Raw genomic sequence first — 20836 nt, forward strand, 5'->3', positions numbered from 1 at the left:
TTTTATTCATAAATATTAAACAAAAAAAGTATATTTGAACACAATAAACTAAAAATATAAAAGATATGTCAGTTTGGAGAGTAAAACCGGTATCGGCCTTTGAGGCAGATATGAAAAAAAGTGAATTAAAAAGAGTTCTAGGAAAATGGAGCCTTACCGCGATAGGAATTGGTGCTATTATTGGAGGAGGAATTTTTGTGCTTACAGGAACTGGAGCTTATTACCATGCTGGACCAGCTTTGGCTGTTTCCTTCATTATTGCTGGTATTGCCTGTGTTTTTGCTGCTTTATGTTATTCCGAATTTGCTTCCATATTGCCTGTTGAAGGTTCTGCCTATGCCTATGCTTATGGTACTATTGGAGAAATCTTCGCTTGGATTATAGGTTGGGGATTAATTTTAGAATACGCCATGGGTTCTATGACTGTTGCAGTGTCGTGGTCGGGCTATTTTAACAAACTCTTAAAAATGTTTGGATTGCACTTGCCCGATTGGCTAACCAGTGATCCTGCAAGTTATACCGGTGAAGGGTTTTCTATGAATTTACCTGCTTTTTGTATCGTTTTATTTGTAATTTCCATATTAGTAAGAGGAACACAAGGTGCTGCTAAAGCCAATAATTTAATTGTAATGCTTAAAGTATCTGCTGTATTATTCGTAATTATAGCAGGAGCTTTCTTTATTAATACTGCCAACTGGCATCCATTTATTCCAGAAGCGACAAATATTGTTGACAATGTTGGTAAATCTCATGAGGCTTATGGAATAAAAGGGGTTATTTCTGGTGCAGCAGCAATTTTCTTCGCCTATGTAGGGTTTGACGCAGTTTCGACTCAAGCAGGTGAAGCAATCAATCCTAAAAAAGATGTGCCTTTTGCAATTATTACGTCGTTATTAGTATGTACGTTTTTATACATATTAGTGTCGTTAGTGTTAACAGGAATGATGAATTTTAGTGATTTTAATCCAATGGGTAAATATCCAGAAGCGATTAAAGCGCCTGTAGCTTATGCTTTTGATATTGCCGGACAAGCTTGGGCTGGTTATGTGGTTACCATAGCAGCAACGATAGGATTAATATCGGTACTAATGGTAATGATTATGGGACAATCTCGTATTTTCTTGGGAATGTCTAAAGACGGATTAATTCCACCAGTGTTTTCAAAAATTCATGGGGTAACAGGAACGCCAAAAACGAACTTATTAATTTTAGGTGGAGTTATTGCTGTTGTTGCTGCTTTTACTCCAATCAACAAATTGGCCGACATGACTAGTTTTGGGACTTTATTTGCCTTTACAATGGTGTGTATTGCGGTTTGGATTTTGAGAAAAAAACAACCAGATTTGGTTAGACCTTTTAAAGTGCCATTTTTGCCAGTAATTGCTACTTGTGGAATTGTAATTAATACTTATTTAATGATAAACTTGAGTATTGACGCCCAAATGTTATCGTTAGGCTGGTTAGTAATCGGGGTCTTTATATACTTGGTTTACGGAAAAAGAAAAGCAAAATTGAATACTCCAGAATAAACAGTAAACGAGTTTAAACATATAAAATCCAAAGGTGTATAAAATGACACTTTTGGATTTTTTTTATAAATTTTTTACGATATTTGTAATAATGAAACCATGGGATAACCTATTAATTCTTTTAAAATACCTTATCAAGAGAAATCCTGAATGAGAGATGCTTCTTTTTGATTGTGAATGAAGGTTGTAGAACGTTCAAATTTCAAACATTTAAATAAAAAGAACATGCCAATATATCATAAACTCGGAAATATTCCACAAAAACGACACACGCAATTCCAAAAACCAAACGGCGATTTATATTACGAACAGCTTTTTGGAACAGAAGGTTTTCACGGACATTCATCCTTATTATACCACACCCATCGGCCCACACAAGTAAAAGAAATTGTGAACTCCTATTCGGTCGAACCTAAAATAGCCATTGATAAAAATATCAAATCACTATTGCTAAAAGGTTTCGAAGTAGAGCCTAAAGATGATTTTTTGGACAGTCGAAAAGCCATGTTAGTCAATAAAGATTGCTCTATTGGATTGGCGGCACCACGAAAATCGCTTACGCAATATTTTTATAAAAATGCCGATGCCGATGAAATGCTATTTATTCATAAAGGCAAAGGTGTTTTACGAACCATGATGGGTAATATTGCCTTTGAGTATGGTGATTATCTCATTATACCACGCGGAATCATATATCAAATTCAATTTGAAACAACTGAAAATAGATTGTTTTATGTTGAGAGTTTTTCGCCATTTTATACTCCAAAAAGATATAAAAACGAATCGGGACAACACTTAGAACATGCGCCGTTTTGCGAACGCGATTTTAAATTACCAGTCGAATTAGAAACGCACGATGAAAAAGGTGATTTCCTCATCAAAATTAAAAAAGAAGGAATGATGCATGAGGTGGTTTATGCTACGCATCCTTTTGATGTTATAGGATGGGATGGTTATAATTTTCCGTATGGGTTTTCCATTCATAATTTTGAGCCTATTACTGGTAGAGTGCACCAACCACCACCAGTGCATCAAACATTTGAAACCGCAACATTTGTAGTGTGTTCATTTTGCCCAAGGCTTTACGATTACCATCCTAAAGCAATTCCAGCGCCTTATAACCACAGCAATATCGATTCTGATGAGGTTTTGTATTATGTAGATGGCGATTTTATGTCACGCAATAATATAGAGCAAGGACACATTACATTACATCCTAAAGGAATTCCTCACGGACCAGCACCAGGCGCCATGGAGCGCAGTATTGGTAAAACGGTAACCGAAGAATTAGCCGTTATGGTAGACACTTTTCGTCCTTTAATGGTTACGGAAGAGGCAATGAGAATAGATGACGGGAAGTATTATAAATCGTGGTTAGAATAATAAAAAAATATAGAAAGTGACTATAAAAAATAAATTGTCTGCTGACCCATCGGCATTAGTTCTCGGAATTGTAAGTTTGGTTATAGTGATATCAGGTTGTTGTTGCGGTTTTTTAGCAATAATTTCATTAGCACTTTCCATAGTAGGATTAGTTTCGGCAAATAAAAGCTTAAATGAATTCTATTTGAATCCCGAAAATTATATTTCTGAAAGCAGAGGTAATGCTAATGCAGGAAAAATAGTTTGCATTATTGGGGTGGTTTTGAGCTCAATTTTAATTCTTATTTCACTAGTGTTCTTCGCATTTCAAGGGCAGTATTTATCAAAAAAGATTTTAGAACAATATTATAAATCAAAAGAAGCTCCACATCAAGTAGAAATTAATGATACGGTACAACCAAAAGTAATTTCGGTCGATTCTATTCGTGTTGATTCTACAGCTGTGAAGTAATAAAAAACAGAATTATGTCAAAAGAAATAAAATCCGTTGATTACGGACTAGAAAAAATATTTGAAGGAGCACAAGATTTCCTTCCGCTTTTAGGAACTGACTATGTAGAGTTTTATGTCGGTAACGCAAAGCAATCGGCACATTATTACAAAACGGCATTCGGATTTCAATCGCATGCCTACAAAGGATTAGAAACCGGATCTAGAGATTCGGTAAGCTATGTTTTGAAACAAGACAAAATCAGGTTGGTTTTGACGACACCACTTACCAGCAGTTCACCAATTAATGAGCATTTGAAAAAACACGGTGATGGTGTTAAAGTAGTAGCCCTTTGGGTTGAAGATGCCAAATCGGCTTGGGAAGAAACCACTAAACGCGGTGCTAAATCGTTTATGGAACCAACGGTTGAAAAAGACCAACACGGAGAAGTGATTCGTTCAGGAATATACACTTATGGCGAAACCGTTCACATTTTTGTAGAACGCAAAAATTACAACGGAATATTTTTACCCGGATTTGTAGCATGGAACTCCGACTACAATCCGGAAGCACTTGGGCTAAAATACATCGATCACATGGTGGGTAATGTGGGCTGGGGTGAAATGAATCAATGGGTAAAATGGTACGAAGACGTGATGGGATTTGAAAATTTTCTTTCGTTTGACGACACTCAAATTCATACCGAATATTCAGCTCTGATGAGTAAAGTAATGTCTAATGGTAACGGAAGAATTAAGTTTCCTATAAATGAACCTGCCAAAGGAAATAAAAAATCACAAATTGAAGAGTATTTAGATTTTTATGAAAGCCCAGGTGTGCAACATATTGCTGTGGCAACCGATGATATTATCAAAACCGTCTCTGGTTTGAAAGCACGTGGCGTCGAGTTTTTGCCACCACCGCCACAAGCCTATTATGACGACATTCCAAGAAGATTAGGGTCTCACATGGATATGATGAAAGAAGATATCAAAAAATTACAAGAACTTTCTATTTTAGTTGATGCTGATGAAGACGGGTATTTGCTACAAATATTCACTAAACCAGTAGAAGATCGCCCAACTTTATTTTTTGAAATTATTCAAAGAATGGGTGCTAAAGGATTCGGTGCTGGGAATTTTAAAGCCCTTTTCGAATCAATTGAACGCGAACAAGCATTGAGAGGGACGTTATAATTTTCACATTTTATTAAACAATCATCAAAATACAACGTTGTAGTACCGACATTTTTAATAAAAATATGTTAAAGTTAATTTTTTATTGAGAATAAATCAAAAACAGTACTATCTTTGTACTCACAAAAAGAAAAGGAGTGGTTTCCTTTAATTTTTATATAAGTTTTTCATAATTTATAGTTTTTTGGTTGGTTAATAGCATAAAAACTCCGTCAATATTTGACGGAGTTTTTTTGTTTTAATACATTTGGAACAAAAATTGTAATACGGTTACCAATTAAACATATAAAGTATACTAAAATGAAAAAGATTATAATTATTGGGTTACTTTTTTTGACCGTAAGTTTTGATTCTAACAAGTCTTCAGCTTTTGAAGTTGGCGAATGGTTTAAGTTCAGAATTCACTACGGATTAGTTACCGCTGGTTATGCCACACTGGAAGTTAAAGAGGCAACCAAAAACAATAAAAAAGTATACCATGCCATTGGTAAAGGTTACACTACAGGAATGTCAAAATGGTTCTTTAAGGTTGAAGACAACTATGAGTCTTATTTTGATAAAGTTACCGGAAAACCGTATCAATATGTAAGAAAAATTGATGAAGGAGGCTACACAAAAAACCAAGAAGGCTTCTTCAATCAGGATAAAAATACTATCTTAGTAAAAGATTATAAAAACGATACCAATAAAACGTTTACTACGCCAGAAAATGTACAAGATATTGTTTCTACCTTCTACTATCTTAGAAACCATCCTAATGTAGATAAATTGAAAGTAGGCGAATCTATTGCAATCGATATGTTTTTTGATGACGAAACCACAAAATTTAAGTTAAAATTCATCGGAAGAGAAGATTTAGATACTAAATTTGGTACCGTTCCTTGCATGATTTTTAGACCTTTGGTGCAGTCAGGAAGGGTTTTTAAAGAGCAAGAAAGTTTAACCGTTTGGATATCAGACGACGACAATAAATTACCATTAAGGATTAAAGCAAGTTTGGCTGTGGGTTCTTTAAAAGCAGATCTAGAATCTTTCAAAGGATTAGCCAATCCATTTACAATTAAAGTTGACTAAATGAATTCAGAAACCACTCATTTAATTGAGGAATTAGAACAAAAATTTGACGCGATCAATCAAAAAACCGAAACCCATCTCGAAGGATTACTTTGGTCTAAACCCATTACGTATTGGGATTATATCCAAACCGATGCTTTATTAAACCTTCAAACGCAACGTACCACATTGCCTGATGAAATGGTTTTTATAATGTACCATCAAGTTAATGAGTTGTTGTTTAAAATGATACTTTGGGAAATCAAACAAGTCTGTCATTGCGAAAAACCAGAAACCAAATTTTTTACCGATCGTTTGATGCGAATCAGTCGCTATTTTGACATGCTAACCACTTCATTTGATATTATGGGTGATGGAATGGAAGTAGATCAATACATGAAATTTAGAAATACGTTAACGCCAGCCAGTGGATTTCAAAGTGCTCAATATAGATTAATTGAATTCTCATCAACCGATTTAATCAACCTAATTGATTATCGATTTAGAGCAACTATAGATAGAAATACACCGTATTCTCATGCTTTTGAACATTTATATTGGCAAGCTGCTGGGAAAGATTACAAAACAGGTGAGAAATCGTATTTGATTCTAGAGTTTGAAAGAAAATACAAAGACGAATTCTTGCGTTATATGGAAGAATACAATACCAGTAACATTTGGAGAAAATTCAAACAACTTCCAGAGGAAGATCAAAAAAATTCCGATTTAATAGCAGCTATGCGTCATTACGATAAAACAGTAAACATTACTTGGGTCATGGGACATTTGAACGCTGCCAAAAAATATATTGAAAGTGGTCAAGGTTCTGGAGAAGCTACTGGTGGCAGTGATTGGAAAAAATACATGCATCCAAAATACCAAAGAAGAATCTTTTTTCCCGAACTTTGGAGTGAGGAAGAGTTGAAAAATTGGGGTGAAGATTGTTAAAAATAAAGGACTCATATTGAGAAAAATAACATTAATTTTATTGGTTTTAGTAGCATTGTATTCTTGTAAAAAACAACAAGAAGAATTTGTTATTGAAGACGTTGAGCCTCAAAAACCCATTGTAGATTTTGGTTTTCATTTCGATGACTTTAATGTGCATTACGATACCATTCAAAGTCAAGATACTTTTGAAAAAATTCTAAAAAAACAAAACCTTAACGGGAAAAAAGCTGCCGATATTATTAGAGTTATCAAAGATTCTTTTCCTACGAGTGTACGATTTAAAAAGACCTACGTGTGTTTGCGTTCTAAAGACAAATACAACAAACTTCAATATTTAATTTACCAACCCAATCGAATTGATTATTACTTGGTTGATTTAACCGATTCTATAGTTGGATTTAAAAAATCTAGACCGCTTACCTTTAAAGTTAGAACTATTGCAGGAGAATTGACTGGGCCTCTAACCAAAACTTTGCGTAGCATGAAAGTCGATCCAACTTTGTCGGGAAGATTGACCAAAGTGTTTGCCTGGTCTATCGATTTCTTCAAATCTAAAAAAGGTGACAAATTTGCTTTAAGCTTTACAGAACGATACATCAACGATACCATTTATGACGGTGTAGATAGTTTGCGTGCCGCTTTTTTCGAATACAAAGGGCAGAAAATTTATGCATTCCCTTTTGTTCAAGAACGAAATGGTAAAACAGATTATTATGATGAAACCGGTAAAGCACTGAAGAATTTCTTCTTAAAAGCACCATTAAAATTTGTCAATATAACCTCTCGTTTTTCTAAAAGTAGATTCCATCCGGTACAATTAAAATGGAAAGCCCACAATGGAACTGATTATGCTGCTCCAACAGGAACGCCTATAATGACCACGGCTGCTGGGGTTGTAGAACAAGCAGGGTATACGGCAGGTAATGGAAATTTTGTCAAGGTTAAGCACGACAAAACCTATTCAACCCAATACTTACATATGTCTAAAATTTTGGTGCGTCGTGGGCAACGTGTCAAACAAGGTCAAATTATTGGTAAAGTAGGAAGTACTGGCTTGGCAACTGGTCCACATGTGTGTTATCGTTTCTGGAAAAATGGCGTTCAAGTAGATGCCCTCAAATTGAAATTGCCCAACTCTCAAGCCATGGAAAGTCGAAATCTGCCAAGATTTAAAGAGCAAATCCGTCCTTTAAAGCAACAATTGGACAGCGTTGCTGAAGTTACATTCAAAAAATAATTTTAACGGTAAAAGTTTTCCACAACTACAACGTTTGCATAACTTTTTAGATGATAAAATGGGATGCTCTTGGTTAAATCTGTAATCTTTTATCTAATTTTGCTTTTCAAAAATTAAATAATGGCTTTACAAAACACAAATCCATCAACTACAAATGCTTGGGAAAATTTGAACAATCATTTTTCTAAAATGGAACACAATTCCATCAAAGAAATGTTTCAAAATGATACCACCAGAGCAGAAAAATTCCACATTCAATGGAATGATTTTTTAGTAGATTATTCTAAAAATAACATCAATCAAGAAACGATAGACTTACTTTTAAAGCTAACAGAAGAAGTTAATTTAAAAGAGGCTATTGCCAAATATTTTAACGGAGACCTAATCAATCAAACCGAAAATCGTGCTGTACTTCACACAGCTTTACGTGCTCCAGAATCAACCACTATTTTAGTTGATGGAAAAAATGTAATGCCAGAAGTTTTTGAAGTAAAAAGAAGCATTGAAAAATTTACAAAAGAAGTAACTTCTGGTGAAAGAAAAGGATATACTGGCAAGCCATTCACAGATATTGTAAATATTGGAATTGGCGGTTCCGATTTAGGGCCGGCTATGGTTGTAGAGGCGTTGCAATATTATAAAAATCACTTGAATGTTCACTTTGTTTCCAATGTAGACGGTGATCATGTGAATGAAGTAATCAAAAAAATTAATCCAGAAACGACCCTTTTTGTAATTGTTTCTAAAACGTTTACAACCCAAGAAACATTGACCAATTCGGAAACCATTCGAACTTGGTTTTTAAAAGCGGCACAACAAGAAGATATTGCCAAACATTTTGTGGCAGTTTCAACCAACATTCAAAAAGTAACCGAGTTCGGAATTGATGCCAACAATATTTTTCCAATGTGGGATTGGGTTGGCGGTCGATTTTCGTTATGGAGTGCTGTCGGATTGTCTATTAGTTTAGCTGTTGGATTTGATAATTTTGATCAATTATTGAAAGGAGCCAATCAAATGGACGAACACTTTAAAAAAGAATCATTTGAGAAAAATATTCCAGTAATTTTAGCGTTGCTAAGCATATGGTACAACAATTTCTTTGGTGCCGAAAGTGAAGCGTTAATTCCGTATACACAATATTTACAAAAATTGGCGCCCTACTTACAACAAGGCATTATGGAAAGCAATGGTAAAAGTATTGGTAGAGACGGAAAACCAGTGAATTACCAAACAGGCACCATCATTTGGGGTGAACCGGGAACTAATTCGCAACACGCTTTTTTTCAATTAATTCATCAAGGAACCAAATTAATTCCGACCGATTTTATTGGTTATGTGCAACCGTTGTATGGAGATGAAGATCATCATAATAAGTTAATGTCTAACTTTTTTGCGCAAACAGAAGCCTTGTTAAATGGAAAAACTGCCGAACAAGTTCAAGATGAATTTGATAAACAAGGTGTTGATAAAGCAAAAGCGGATTACTTAAAACCTTTTAAAGTTTTTACAGGAAACAAACCTACCAATACCATTCTCATTCAAAAGTTAACACCAGAATCGTTGGGTTCTTTAGTGGCTTTGTATGAGCACAAAATTTTTGTTCAAGGAATTATCTGGAACATATTTAGTTACGATCAATGGGGTGTCGAATTAGGAAAGCAACTAGCGAATTCTATTTTAGATGAAATTGAGTCTAAGAAAGTGAAAAACCACGATAGCTCTACTAACTTTTTACTAGAACATTTCTTGAATAACAAATAAGAAACTACTTTAAATTTATAAAAAAAAACCTCAAGCATGATTGTTTGAGGTTTTTTTGTTGATTTTACTAAAACGTTATCGATAATTCAATATTATTTTTAATACAGGGATTTTATTGATAATACATCAAGAAAAAGCATTTTGTTAACATTGGCTTAACACCTAAAAGATAGAAATATAGGAATTTTGCAATCAAATATTTAAACACACAACAAAATGAAAAAAATGACAAAAAGCGTACTTTCAGTACTGTTTCTTTTGATGACAACAATAATGTTTTCTCAAGGAAAAATTAAAGGAACTGTGCTTGATTCAGATTTATCAGGAGCTTTACCCGGAGTAAATGTTGCTGTTAAAGGAACTTCAATTGGAACTTCAACGGATAGTGATGGAAAATTTACCTTAAATACGAGTTCGTCTTCAGGTCAATTGGTGATTTCGTACATTGGTTTTAAAACACAAACAATAAGTTTTTCTGTAAAAAATGGCGAAACGGTTGATTTAGGAATCATCAAATTAGCTTCAGACGCTAATCAATTAGAAGAAATAGTGATTAAAAGTACTGTAATTGATGTGGCTAAAGACAGAAAAACACCAGTGGCGGTGTCTACACTAAAAGCTGCAGAAATTCAGCAAAAATTAGGAAATCAAGAGTTTCCAGAAATATTAGCCAATACACCCTCTGTATATGCATCTAAAGCTGGAGGAGGCTTTGGAGATTCAAGAGTGGTTATTCGTGGATTTGACCAAAAGAATATCGCTGTTATGATTAACGGTGTTCCAGTAAATGATATGGAAAACAGTGCTGTATTTTGGAGTAACTGGGCTGGATTATCCGATGTGACTTCTGCATTACAAGTACAAAGAGGATTGGGTTCTTCCAAAATCGTTAATGCGGCAGTTGGAGGAAATATCAACGTTATTACCAGAACTTCTGATATGAAAGAAGGTGGAACCGTTTCTGCAAGCGTAGCAAATAACAATTATTTCAAAACCAATGCAGCTTACAATACTGGTAAAATGAAAAATGGTTTGTCGGCATCGGTTTTGATCAGTCAAACGAGCGGTAGTGAATATGCTAGAGGAACAGAATTTCAAGGCGGTAATTATTACATCGCTTTAGGTTATGAGATCAATAAGAAAAACGATGTTCAATTTACGTTTACTGGTGCGCCTCAATGGCACAACCAAAGAAGTACAGCGCCAACAATAGCTCAATATTTAAAATATGGTGTTGATGGTGATCCAGACCGTAGATTGAATTTGGATGCAGGTTATTTGAACGGACAAGCCTACAACTTTAGGACCAACTATTATCACAAACCTGTAGCTTCTTTGAACTGGGATTATAAAATTTCTGAAAAAATGAAATTTTCTACCGTATTATATGGCTCTTGGGGTCGTGGTGGTGGAACCAGTGCCAATGGTGTAGCAAGAGGGTTGCAATACACAAACGACTTATTTAGAAATACCGATGGTACTCTAAATGTAGATAAAATTCAAGCTTGGAATACGGGACAATTGCCTATTACAATTGGAACTACAACAGCACCAAGATCATTAACTAATGGTGAATACATCAACTATTCGAGTACTTCTAACGATCTTACTAATGGATTTTCTAAAATAGCGTCTACTAACTCTCACGACTGGTATGGAGGTGTGGCAAGTTTAAACACCAAACTTACTCAAGATTTTACTTTGGATTTTGGTCTTGATATGAGAACCTATAGAGGAATTCACTTTCAAACGGTAAATGATAATTTAGGAGCAGCTGGTTACAAAGATTTATTATCAGCTACCAACGGTAACATCAATGCTCCACAACCAAATATTGTTTACAATACTTATGAGGCATTGCCAAATCTTAACCCATTTTGGAATACCAGCTATCAAACAAAAGTGAATTACAATAACGACAGTAAAGTAAATTGGTTGGGCGCGTTTACACAATTAGAGTATTCTAAAAACAACCTAACAGCTTTCATTCAAGGTGCCGTTTCGCAGCAAGGATACAAAAGAATTGATTATTTCAGATTTACAGACGCTAGCGGTGATCAAGCAACAAGTTTCAAGAAAATATTGGGAGGTAATGTAAAAGCGGGTTTGAATTATAATATAAATAAGCATAATAATGTATTTGTAAACTCAGGTTATTACTCAAAACAACCCTTTATGAATGCGGTTTATCCTAATAACAGAAACTTCGTAAACAGTAATTTAACGAATGAAAAAATCTTAGGTGTTGAATTAGGATATGGTTTCCGTTCGTCAAAATTCAATGCAAATTTGAATGTATACCGCACAACTTGGAAAGATAGATTTCAAACGGTAAATGACGTTAGTACAATACCTGCACCAACACCAGGAAATCCTAACGCAACAACGTTAGAAAATCCAAATGGGTATTTTTCTTTTGCTGGAATTAATGAAACACATCAAGGTGTTGAAATTGATATGAATTACAAACCTTTCAACCAATTGGTGTTGAACGGAATGGTTTCTGTTGGTGATTACCACTACGATGGAAACGCATCGTCTACTAGATATACGGTAACCAACGATGCTTTCGGTAATGATGCTGTAGCAAAAACGTTGTATTTAGATAGAGTAAAAGTGGGTAATGCACCACAAACTACGGCTTCTATTGGTGCTACTTATGAAATTGTAAAACGAGTAAAAGTAGACGCCAATTATAGATATACTGAAAGAAATTACGCCAACATGTCACCAACTAACTTTCAATCGGAACTGAACAAAGGCGTATTAGAATTGCCTGCATTTGGTATCGTTGATGCTGGATTCTCTTATAAAATGTTGGTTGGGAAAGACAAATCAAACTCGGTAAATTTCAGATGGAATGTAAACAACGTGTTGGATAAAATTTTTATCGCCGAATCAACGTCTAACATTTTTGCAAGTGATATTAAAACGCCAGCTTCAGGATCTACGCCAGCCGTAACCTACGAACAAGCTGGAGCTGTTTATAAAGGAATCGCCACAGCAAACAATGTTTTCTTTGGTTTTGGTAGAACTTGGAACTTTACGTTAAGCTATAATTTCTAAGATTTTAAGTCTCTTTAAAATTAATTTTAAAAACCTCATTCAAAACGGATGAGGTTTTTTTATTCTTTTTTAGCTATATTTGTTTCAACAAAAATTAAATTTCTATGTATCATATTCTTCAAAAAGCACATTCAGGTTGGGCATATTTAGCACTTTTTTTATTGGTTGTAGTGGTCGTTAATTCGGCTATTGGCTTGTCTTCTAAAAAAGAATTTACTGCCAAAGATCGTAAAATAGCATTATTCGGATTAATTGCTACTCACATACAATTAGTGATTGGATTGGTTTTATATTTCGTTTCACCATTAGGAAAAGAAAGTTTAAGCCAAATGAAAGACGCTACATTACGATTAACAGCCGTTGAGCACCCATTAGTTAATATTATTGCCATTGCACTTATAACTATCGGTTGGTCGAAACATAAAAAAGCAGCTGATAATGGCGCTAAATTCAAAGCAATTACCGTTTTTTATGGCTTAGGATTGGTCTTAGTTTTATCAAGAATTCCATGGCATTTGTGGTTTTAGTAAAATAAAACTTTAAGCACAATACTTTTTTTATCTGTTTGTAAAAGCAATTCTACAAGATGCAATTCCTGTAAGGCATTATTTTTGTAAAATCAATTCCAAATCTAAAAAAATGAAAAAACGAATATCGATAGTATTCTTTCTTATTGCCTTGTTGGTAGGAGGTGTCTTTTTTGCACAGACACTAATGCCAGCAAAGCAAAATCAACGAAAAGTGAGTAAAGATACTATCTCAAGAAAAAACACTTCGGCCGAGAAAACAATGGTTATCGATACCATCGCTGAGTTTCAAGGCAAATTTAAAGTACTTAAAAAAAGTGCACATGCCTCCTATTATGCCGATCGTTTTCACGGCAGAAGAACGGCTAGTGGTAGAGTGTACGATAAAAACAAACTAACCGCTGCACACAAATCATTGCCATTTGGTACTAAAGTTCGTGTAACCAATGAAGCCAACGGAAAAACAGTTGTCGTTGAGGTTACCGATCGTGGACCCTTCGTAAGAGGTAGAGATATTGATTTGTCGCGCAAAGCATTTTATACCATTGCTTCCAGTAGCGGTATGGGTTATATTAAAGTAACTTTAGAAGTATTACAAAAATAAATTACCACGTTTTAAACGGATGTAAACTAAGGTAAGCGTTATAATAACGTTGGTCGCCTGTTACTTCTGTACCCAACCAATCGGGTTTTTTTATGGATTCGTTTTCGTTTTCAAGCTCGATTTCGGCCATGATTAAGCCTTCATTAGCACCGTGAAATACGTCTATTTCTATGATGTGGTTTCCCGATTTTACTTCGTAACGGGTTTTTTCAATAGCGCCTTTTTCACACAATTTTAGAAGTGTTTTAGCATCGTCAAGCGGAATTTCTTGTTCCCATTCCAATCGTGAGGCACCGCTTTCATTCCCAATTCCTTTGATTGTAAGAAATCCTTTTTCACCTTTTACTCGAATGCGCACCGTTCGCTCTGGATTGGAATTCAAATAGCCTTGTGCAATGTCGTTTTGCGCAAAAGCTTCGTCTTTAAAAGCTAATGAAGTCACTAAATATTTGCGTTCAATTTCAACCATAATACTGTCTATTTGCTTCAAAAATACTATTTCCTAATGCAATAAAAAAACTAAATTTGTATTGTGTCAGATGAAATTAAACAACGCAAAATTATCCATGTTGATATGGATGCTTTTTACGCTTCGGTAGAACAAATGGACCATCCCGAACTCAAAGGGAAACCATTGGCCGTTGGCGGAAGCGAAGTGCGTGGTGTGGTTTCTGCAGCCAGTTATGAAGCTCGAAAATTTGGGGTGCGCAGTGCCATGAGCGGAATTCAGGCCAAGCGAAATTGTCCAGAACTTATTTTTGTACGACCACGATTTGACCGCTACAAGGAAATCTCGAATAAAATTAGAAAGATTTTTTACGACTATACCGATTTGGTCGAACCCTTGTCGTTGGACGAAGCTTATTTAGACGTGACTCAAAACAAAAAAGGAAATCCGAGTGCCAGTTTAATAGCGCAAGAAATCCGTAAACGTATTTTTGAGGAAGTCGGACTCACCGCTTCTGCCGGAATATCAGTCAACAAATTTGTAGCTAAAATTGCCAGTGATTACAACAAACCCAACGGTCAAAAAACTGTAACTCCAGATGAGGTAGAAGCTTTTTTAGAAAATTTAGACATTAAAAAATTCTACGGTATTGGTAAGGTTACCAAAGAAAAAATGTACCAACACGGTATCTTTACCGGCAAAGATTTGAAATCGAAATCAAGAGAATACCTCGAGCATCATTTTGGCAAAAGTGGCGGATTTTATTACAACATTGTACGCGGCATTCACCACAGTGAAGTAAAACCCAACCGTGTTTCCAAATCAGTGGCGGCCGAACATACGTTTAACGAAAATTTGACGTCCGAAATTTTTATGTTGGAACGTTTAGAACGCATTGCTGCCGAACTCGAAAAGCGATTGAAACGCTATAACATTTCGGGTAAAACGGTTACCTTGAAAATAAAATACAGTGATTTTACCACCCAAACCCGAAGTAAAACACTGCCTTATTTTATAGCTGATAAAGGATTATTGCTAGAGACCGCCAAAGAATTATTGTACCAAGAACGGATGAAAGAATCGGTGCGGTTACTCGGGATTTCGTTAAACAATTTAAACACCGAAGTCAAAAAAACCGTTGTGGTGCAGTTGAAGTTTGAGTTTTAAGAATCGATTAACTTCACAAAAGACCATTACTCTTTAGCCCCGATTAGAACAGTCCGCCGTGCGGCGTGGAAAGCGGGAAAAAGGATGGCAAAAAGAACCAGACCATTCGCTCAAAATGAATTAAAAAATAATTTTTAACAAAAAAACAAAACACAACAGCTTTTTTATACTTTTGCGTGGAATTTACAATCGCTTAACACATGAAATCAAGCGGTTTTAAAGCAACTGATAACTCGAAAAGTTCAATGAACCATAGCAAAAAAGTAATTACCTTAATCTTAGTAGTCACTAGTATTCAGTTGTTGTTGTCTGCCTTTTCAGAGCAATTCATTGTGTATTATCCATATTTTAAAAATGTCAACTTACTTTCAGACATTTTAGTGAAGGATAAAACCAAAAAAAATCCACATAAAAAGAACCATTCGGGCATCACGTATTCGGAAGATAATTTGCCCATGAACGACTTTGATGCCTACGAAAAGAAAGGCACATTAGTGCGTTTTAACGCTGATACTGTGTCGCCGGCATTGCAGCGATTTAATGAAAAACTTATTGCTTTATCGGAAGGAAAGAACGTAAAAATTAGAATTGCATGGTTTGGCGACAGTCAGATTGAAGGCGATTTTATTACGCAAGACATTCGGGAACAACTTCAAAATTATTTTGGAGCGCAAAAAGGAGTAGGTTATGTGCCTATTAGCTCAGTTTCGTCCGATTTTAGACGAACCGCCAAAGTCTTTACCACTGGCGATGTAGCTACCGATAATTTTAAGAAACAAGATCACAATGCTGGGTTATTTTTCTCGGGTTATTCGTTTTTCAGCAATAATTTAGACATCGATTTTAGAGATAATGTTCGAAAAAACAGCACGCAAATCACACAAAAATGGCTGCTTTATGGTAAAGGCGATTCGATTTCGGTAAAAATAAACGATTCGGTTCGAAAGTATCCAGCCAACAAAGAATTCAATCGCGTGTTGGTGGGAAGTGGCGCTTCTAACAAGGCTAAGTTTACGGTTTCTTCTAAAAAAACACCGATTTTTGGGTTGAGCTCTGAACCCCAATCGGGCATTGTATTGGATAATTTTTCTTTTAGAGGCATTACTGGTGTGGAATTGAAAAAATTAAACAGCAATTTATTAGCAGAATTGAGTCAATCGGGTTATTACGACTTGATTGTGTTTCAATATGGTGTGAATTTGTTGTTCAAGCCCAACGACACCAATTACGACTACTATTACCGCGGTATGCGTCCGGTTTTGAAAAAATTCAAAAACAACATGCCTAATACGGAGTTTTTGTTGTTCAGTTGTTCCGACAGAGCGTTTAATTATGATGGCACTTGGAAAACGGCAGTTGGCATTGATTCGTTAATTCAAACCCAAGCGCGATTGGCATATGATAACGACATTCCGTTTTATAATTTTTATAAATCAATTGGTGGCAATGGAACTATTGTTAAATGGGCGGACAGCACCGTTCAATATGCCAATAAGGATTATATTCATTTTAATTTTAGAGGTGCTAAAGCGGTATCTAAAACTATTTTTAAGGCTATAATCAATGATTACAATAAAGCGTTAAAGTTAAAACAAGCACATAAGCCTATTGTTACTCCAAAAGCAATTGTGCCAAAACCCATAGAACCTAAGGTAATTGCCAAAGAAACGATTGCTAAAAAAATAGATACACCAAAAGTTCCAACGGCCAAACCAGACGGTTCCAAGCCAAAGGAAGTTAAAGTTGTTGCGCCCAAAGAAACGATTCAAAAAACCACTCAGAAAAAAGTTGATACACTATGATAAATATTGATTGGAATAGTGTTTTGAATCAGCTGCTGTATGATGCGCACAATCCGTTGTTGTTCAACAATGGTTTCTTTGTATACTTTTTGGTGGCGTTTATTTTGTGCTATTATCTTTTTAGAAAAAATTACAAACACAGAGCTATTGTTCTAACCTTATTTTCGCTTTATTTTTTCTATAAAGCTAGTGGTGCTTTTGTGGGAATTGTGATTCTTTCGGCTTTTTTTAATTACGGAATTTCCAATTTGATATTCAATGCCAAGAAGAAAATAGGCAAAAAGTTTTATTTGTTTTGGAGTGTTGTCATTAATTTAGGTGTATTGTTTTACTTTAAGTATACCGACTTTTTCATCGATATTATCAATAATTTTTCGCAACTAAAATTTGATCCGCTTCATATTCTATTGCCTATTGGAATATCGTTTTTCACCTTTGAAAATCTAAGTTATACGATTGATGTGTATCGTGGCGAAATCGAGCCCGAGAAAGGCATTGTGAATTATATGTTGTTCTTGTCGTTTTTTCCAAAATTAGTGATGGGACCCATCGTAAGAGCGAAAGACTTCATTCCGCAATTAAAGAAAGAGTATTTTGTAAGCGATTCTGATTTTTCCAGAGGATTTTATTTAATCGTTACGGGTTTAATCAAAAAACTGATCATCTCCGATTATATTTCTGTCAACTTAGTGAATTATGTTTTTGACGGACCCAATCTCCACAATGGTATGGAATGTTTGGTCGCGTTATACGGATATGCAATCGTAATTTATTGCGATTTTAGTGGCTATAGTGATGTAGCAATTGGAATCTCCAAATGGATGGGAATAACGATTCCACCTAACTTTATGTCGCCGTATCAAAGTAAATCGGTGAGTGAGTTTTGGAGAAGATGGCACATTTCGTTATCGAGTTGGTTGCGCGATTATTTATACATTTCAATGGGTGGTAACCGTAAAGGAAAGTTCAGAACCAATTTGAATTTGTTTTTAACCATGCTAATCGGTGGTTTTTGGCACGGTGCCAGTTGGAACTTCATTATTTGGGGCGCTTTACACGGAATAGGATTAGCAATAAATAAACTTTGGACGACACTTTTCGGAAGAATTAAAATCTTACCGAAGTTCATTACCAACTTTGTTTTTGGGGTAATCACGTTCCACTTTGTGTGTTTTTGTTGGATTTTCTTCAAAGCAAGTAGCTTAGAAGTTGCGATGCAATTTATACATCAAATTGTTTATCAATTCACCTTAGATGGTGCCTACGAGTATTTTGTAAACTACCAATATGTAATCATTATGATTGTAATTGGCTATTTGATACATTTAATTCCAGACAGTTTTCCAGAAAAAGTAATTGAAACGCAAAAACGTTTTCCGTTGATTTATTATGTCATTGTGATGATGGGGTTCATCGCCCTGTATTCCTTCTTTAAAAGCGCTGAACCAGTAATGCCAATCTATTTGCAGTTTTAGATTTTTTTAACCGCAAAGGCGTAATTTTTTCAGGAAGTTCACCAAGATTATCAGTGAAATCAATAATTCTTGCACAAAAAATCGTTCCAAGTTTTTACAAAAGCATCTACAAAAAGATTGCCTTGCAAAATGTAGCCTTCTCGAGAAAAATGGACTAAATCGGAGCGTAAATATTGAGTGGCTTTCCATGTTTTAGCACCTTCCAGTCCTTTGCTAGTATTGAATAAATCCCAATAGACTAAGTTGTTTTGATTGCAATAATCAATCAGAGCGTTCGTGATGACTTCTAACGATTGGTTGGGTCGGTGTTTTTTATAATAAGAAACAGGCGGTGTGGTGAGAATGATACAAGCATCGGGCGAAATTTGACGTAATTTTTTCACCATAATTTTCACATCCACTAGAAATGCATCTCCAGTTAAATTTGGGTCTTGCGCTTCATTAGTTCCTAACGAAACGATATAACAGTCGGCTTTAAGTTTGTCCAATTGTTTCCAAAAACGCACCGTTTTATTAAAATCAGAATATTTAGCGCCATTGGCACCAATACTGTGGTAAATAATGCCGCCAACGTTTGTTTTTTCTAATGAGGCACCATAAAACTGAATGGTGTCGGTAGTAGGAAAGGTTAGTCGAAATCCAGAAGTGTTCGATTTTAAACGGAATTGGGCAAATTCAGGTGAAACAGGATAACAATTATTTTCCGCTAAACTGTCATTGTATTCCAAAAATAGTTCAGAAACTTTGCCACCCATAAACAAGTCTACTTTATCAAAATAGTCTTTATAGCCATTTATATAGCGTAGTTCGATAGAAAATTCAGGACTGATACTTTGCGATTCAATGCCAAAAGCAGAAACGCCGCAAGAAATTAAAGTGTCTATTCGTGCTACGCGATTGTTTTTCCAACTGCTTTTAGAACTCGAGATAATATCAGACGGCGCATTGGTTTTGGCCACTTGATACGGAAAAACTAAGCCACGACCGGCATTTCCAAAGTAATTTTGCAATTCATTTCGAATTACAGAAGTCTCAATGTCTGCTTGTATGTGCGAATCACCAATATGTACAAACACTGCATTTTCGGTGCTGAAATGTTTGATTTTATACAATTTGGCTAAAAGCGGGTATAGCGAATTTGGATTTTCTAACGTGTTTTTGTTGTAATTAATTTTGTTATAAGAAGTCGAATCTATTTTGTTAAACGACCAATATTGCATGTGTTGCGCAGAACTTTGCATCGCAAAAAGCGACATCAAAATAAAGGCAAAAAGCGATTTAGTAGTTAACATTTAAATGTAATTTCTATGACTTCATCCAAACCAATACCTTGGTTGAAGGGTAAATTTTAAAAGGGTTCAAAGATAGTTTTTTTAAAACAATTCAGATTGGAAATTGTGTTAAACAAAAAAGCCGCTTACAAATTGTAAACGGCTTTAGTAATTTTTTATTTTTGAAAAATTATTTTCTACTCATTAAGATTCGTAAAACATACCAGAATAATAACATTACAGAGGCAAATAATTGCATTGATGCTCCAACATATTGGTCTGTTCCAAATTGATTTTTTATTTGATCTGTTTGATAAAGTATACTTGCGGAAGCCAAAACTACCATTGCAACAGAAAACCAAAGTCCGAGATTAAATCCGAAAATTGCGCCAACAACGATGGCTCCTAACGCAACAAATCCACCCACAATAACTATGGTTCTTAAGAATGAAAAGTCAGTTTTTGTAAAAAGAACAACAGCGGTTAATCCCGTAAACATGAATAATGTTATAACAGCTGCTTGGGTTATCATTTCACTACCAGAATAAGATACTGCAATTGCTATCATGGGTAAAAAGATAATTGCTTCTAAAACCACATACAATCCCAAACCTAGATATTGTTTCTGTCTTGAAGGATGAAATGCTAGATTGTTTGATAACATAGTTCCTAACCAAAATAACCCAATAATAAACAACCAAATGAATTTTCCACTAAGCATCCATGCGATAACTTCAAAAGGTACTGTATTTAGTAAAACAGCTTCTACTAACATAAATGCTAAGATAGCAACAGCTAAATGTTGGTACGTTTTTTTATAAAAAGTTCCTTTTTCAAGGTCGGTAGCACTTGAAACTAAAAAGTTCTGATTATCCATAATAAATAAATTTTAAGTACTTCAAATATACTCCTTCTTTTGAAACGAAAAAAGGA

At 35.1% G+C, this 20836-nt stretch carries 17 protein-coding genes; 14 read left to right on the top strand and 3 right to left on the bottom strand.

Annotated elements, in window-relative coordinates:
* Positions 1-65: 65 nt before the first annotated feature.
* The 11 genes from ACODSI_RS09290 to ACODSI_RS09340 all read left to right on the top strand — a co-directional run bounded on the left by ACODSI_RS09290 (position 66) and on the right by ACODSI_RS09340 (position 13740).
* The gene (locus ACODSI_RS09290) at positions 66-1529 is read left to right on the top strand and encodes an APC family permease (RefSeq protein WP_488916569.1); all 1464 of its coding nucleotides are present in this window, start codon (positions 66-68) and stop codon (positions 1527-1529) included.
* Positions 1530-1754: 225 nt separating this feature from the next.
* Positions 1755-2912 (top strand): homogentisate 1,2-dioxygenase, encoded by a 1158-nt coding sequence (locus tag ACODSI_RS09295; RefSeq protein ID WP_488916570.1) that lies wholly within the window; start codon positions 1755-1757, stop codon positions 2910-2912.
* 16 nt (positions 2913-2928) lie between these two features.
* Positions 2929-3363, top strand: a complete 435-nt coding sequence (locus ACODSI_RS09300) for a CCC motif membrane protein (RefSeq protein ID WP_488916571.1) — start codon at positions 2929-2931, stop codon at positions 3361-3363.
* 14 nt (positions 3364-3377) lie between these two features.
* Positions 3378-4538 (top strand): 4-hydroxyphenylpyruvate dioxygenase, encoded by a 1161-nt coding sequence (hppD, locus tag ACODSI_RS09305; RefSeq protein ID WP_488916572.1) that lies wholly within the window; start codon positions 3378-3380, stop codon positions 4536-4538.
* 300 nt (positions 4539-4838) lie between these two features.
* Positions 4839-5612 carry a DUF3108 domain-containing protein gene (locus ACODSI_RS09310; RefSeq protein ID WP_488916573.1) on the top strand — a complete coding sequence of 258 codons (774 nt, stop codon included), beginning with the start codon at positions 4839-4841 and terminating at the stop codon, positions 5610-5612.
* On the top strand, positions 5613-6539 hold the full coding sequence (locus tag ACODSI_RS09315; protein WP_488916574.1) for a tryptophan 2,3-dioxygenase family protein: 927 nt from the start codon (positions 5613-5615) through the stop codon (positions 6537-6539). It abuts the gene before it with no gap.
* Between the two features lie 16 nt (positions 6540-6555).
* Positions 6556-7779 carry a peptidoglycan DD-metalloendopeptidase family protein gene (locus ACODSI_RS09320; protein ID WP_488916575.1) on the top strand — a complete coding sequence of 408 codons (1224 nt, stop codon included), beginning with the start codon at positions 6556-6558 and terminating at the stop codon, positions 7777-7779.
* A gap of 120 nt (positions 7780-7899) precedes the next feature.
* A complete protein-coding gene (gene pgi, locus ACODSI_RS09325; protein ID WP_488916576.1) occupies positions 7900-9543 on the top strand; it encodes a glucose-6-phosphate isomerase in 1644 nt (547 codons plus the stop codon).
* Positions 9544-9759: 216 nt separating this feature from the next.
* Positions 9760-12609 carry a TonB-dependent receptor gene (locus ACODSI_RS09330; RefSeq protein ID WP_488916577.1) on the top strand — a complete coding sequence of 950 codons (2850 nt, stop codon included), beginning with the start codon at positions 9760-9762 and terminating at the stop codon, positions 12607-12609.
* Between the two features lie 104 nt (positions 12610-12713).
* A complete protein-coding gene (locus ACODSI_RS09335) occupies positions 12714-13136 on the top strand; it encodes a hypothetical protein (RefSeq protein WP_488916578.1) in 423 nt (140 codons plus the stop codon).
* Between the two features lie 112 nt (positions 13137-13248).
* Complete coding sequence (locus ACODSI_RS09340; protein ID WP_488916579.1) at positions 13249-13740, top strand: septal ring lytic transglycosylase RlpA family protein; 492 nt, start codon at positions 13249-13251, stop codon at positions 13738-13740.
* Position 13741: 1 nt separating this feature from the next.
* On the opposite strand, the gene ACODSI_RS09345 is transcribed toward ACODSI_RS09340, so the two are convergent.
* Positions 13742-14209, bottom strand: a complete 468-nt coding sequence (locus tag ACODSI_RS09345) for a CYTH domain-containing protein (protein WP_488916648.1) — start codon at positions 14207-14209, stop codon at positions 13742-13744.
* A gap of 63 nt (positions 14210-14272) precedes the next feature.
* Here ACODSI_RS09345 and dinB point away from each other — a divergent pair, with 63 nt between their 5' ends.
* The 3 genes from dinB (at position 14273) to ACODSI_RS09360 (ending at position 18632) form a co-directional block, all read left to right on the top strand.
* Positions 14273-15355, top strand: a complete 1083-nt coding sequence (gene dinB / locus ACODSI_RS09350; protein ID WP_488916580.1) for a DNA polymerase IV — start codon at positions 14273-14275, stop codon at positions 15353-15355.
* A gap of 245 nt (positions 15356-15600) precedes the next feature.
* Positions 15601-17157: a hypothetical protein gene (locus ACODSI_RS09355; RefSeq protein WP_488916581.1), complete on the top strand. Its 1557-nt coding sequence runs from the start codon at positions 15601-15603 to the stop codon at positions 17155-17157.
* Positions 17154-18632, top strand: a complete 1479-nt coding sequence (locus tag ACODSI_RS09360) for an MBOAT family O-acyltransferase (RefSeq protein WP_488916582.1) — start codon at positions 17154-17156, stop codon at positions 18630-18632. Before ACODSI_RS09355 ends, ACODSI_RS09360 begins: the two co-directional genes overlap by 4 nt.
* A 59-nt stretch (positions 18633-18691) precedes the next feature.
* Here the strand turns inward: ACODSI_RS09360 and ACODSI_RS09365 are convergent, their stop codons facing one another.
* Positions 18692-19924: a GDSL-type esterase/lipase family protein gene (locus ACODSI_RS09365; RefSeq protein ID WP_488916583.1), complete on the bottom strand. Its 1233-nt coding sequence runs from the start codon at positions 19922-19924 to the stop codon at positions 18692-18694.
* A gap of 169 nt (positions 19925-20093) precedes the next feature.
* Complete coding sequence (locus tag ACODSI_RS09370) at positions 20094-20780, bottom strand: Bax inhibitor-1/YccA family protein (protein ID WP_488916584.1); 687 nt, start codon at positions 20778-20780, stop codon at positions 20094-20096.
* Positions 20781-20836 lie beyond the last annotated feature (56 nt).

This window comes from Flavobacterium sp. FG139 (genome assembly GCF_057809695.1).

Coding starts and splice junctions, on each gene's coding strand:
- ACODSI_RS09335 (WP_488916578.1), top strand. CDS start 12,714: ATGTATCATATTCTTCAAAAAGCACATTCAGGTTGGGCATATTTAGCA.
- ACODSI_RS09365 (WP_488916583.1), bottom strand. CDS start 19,924: ATGTTAACTACTAAATCGCTTTTTGCCTTTATTTTGATGTCGCTTTTT.
- ACODSI_RS09355 (WP_488916581.1), top strand. CDS start 15,601: ATGAACCATAGCAAAAAAGTAATTACCTTAATCTTAGTAGTCACTAGT.
- ACODSI_RS09345 (WP_488916648.1), bottom strand. CDS start 14,209: ATGGTTGAAATTGAACGCAAATATTTAGTGACTTCATTAGCTTTTAAA.
- hppD (WP_488916572.1), top strand. CDS start 3,378: ATGTCAAAAGAAATAAAATCCGTTGATTACGGACTAGAAAAAATATTT.
- ACODSI_RS09340 (WP_488916579.1), top strand. CDS start 13,249: ATGAAAAAACGAATATCGATAGTATTCTTTCTTATTGCCTTGTTGGTA.
- pgi (WP_488916576.1), top strand. CDS start 7,900: ATGGCTTTACAAAACACAAATCCATCAACTACAAATGCTTGGGAAAAT.
- ACODSI_RS09295 (WP_488916570.1), top strand. CDS start 1,755: ATGCCAATATATCATAAACTCGGAAATATTCCACAAAAACGACACACG.
- ACODSI_RS09290 (WP_488916569.1), top strand. CDS start 66: ATGTCAGTTTGGAGAGTAAAACCGGTATCGGCCTTTGAGGCAGATATG.
- ACODSI_RS09315 (WP_488916574.1), top strand. CDS start 5,613: ATGAATTCAGAAACCACTCATTTAATTGAGGAATTAGAACAAAAATTT.
- ACODSI_RS09310 (WP_488916573.1), top strand. CDS start 4,839: ATGAAAAAGATTATAATTATTGGGTTACTTTTTTTGACCGTAAGTTTT.
- ACODSI_RS09370 (WP_488916584.1), bottom strand. CDS start 20,780: ATGGATAATCAGAACTTTTTAGTTTCAAGTGCTACCGACCTTGAAAAA.
- ACODSI_RS09360 (WP_488916582.1), top strand. CDS start 17,154: ATGATAAATATTGATTGGAATAGTGTTTTGAATCAGCTGCTGTATGAT.
- ACODSI_RS09330 (WP_488916577.1), top strand. CDS start 9,760: ATGAAAAAAATGACAAAAAGCGTACTTTCAGTACTGTTTCTTTTGATG.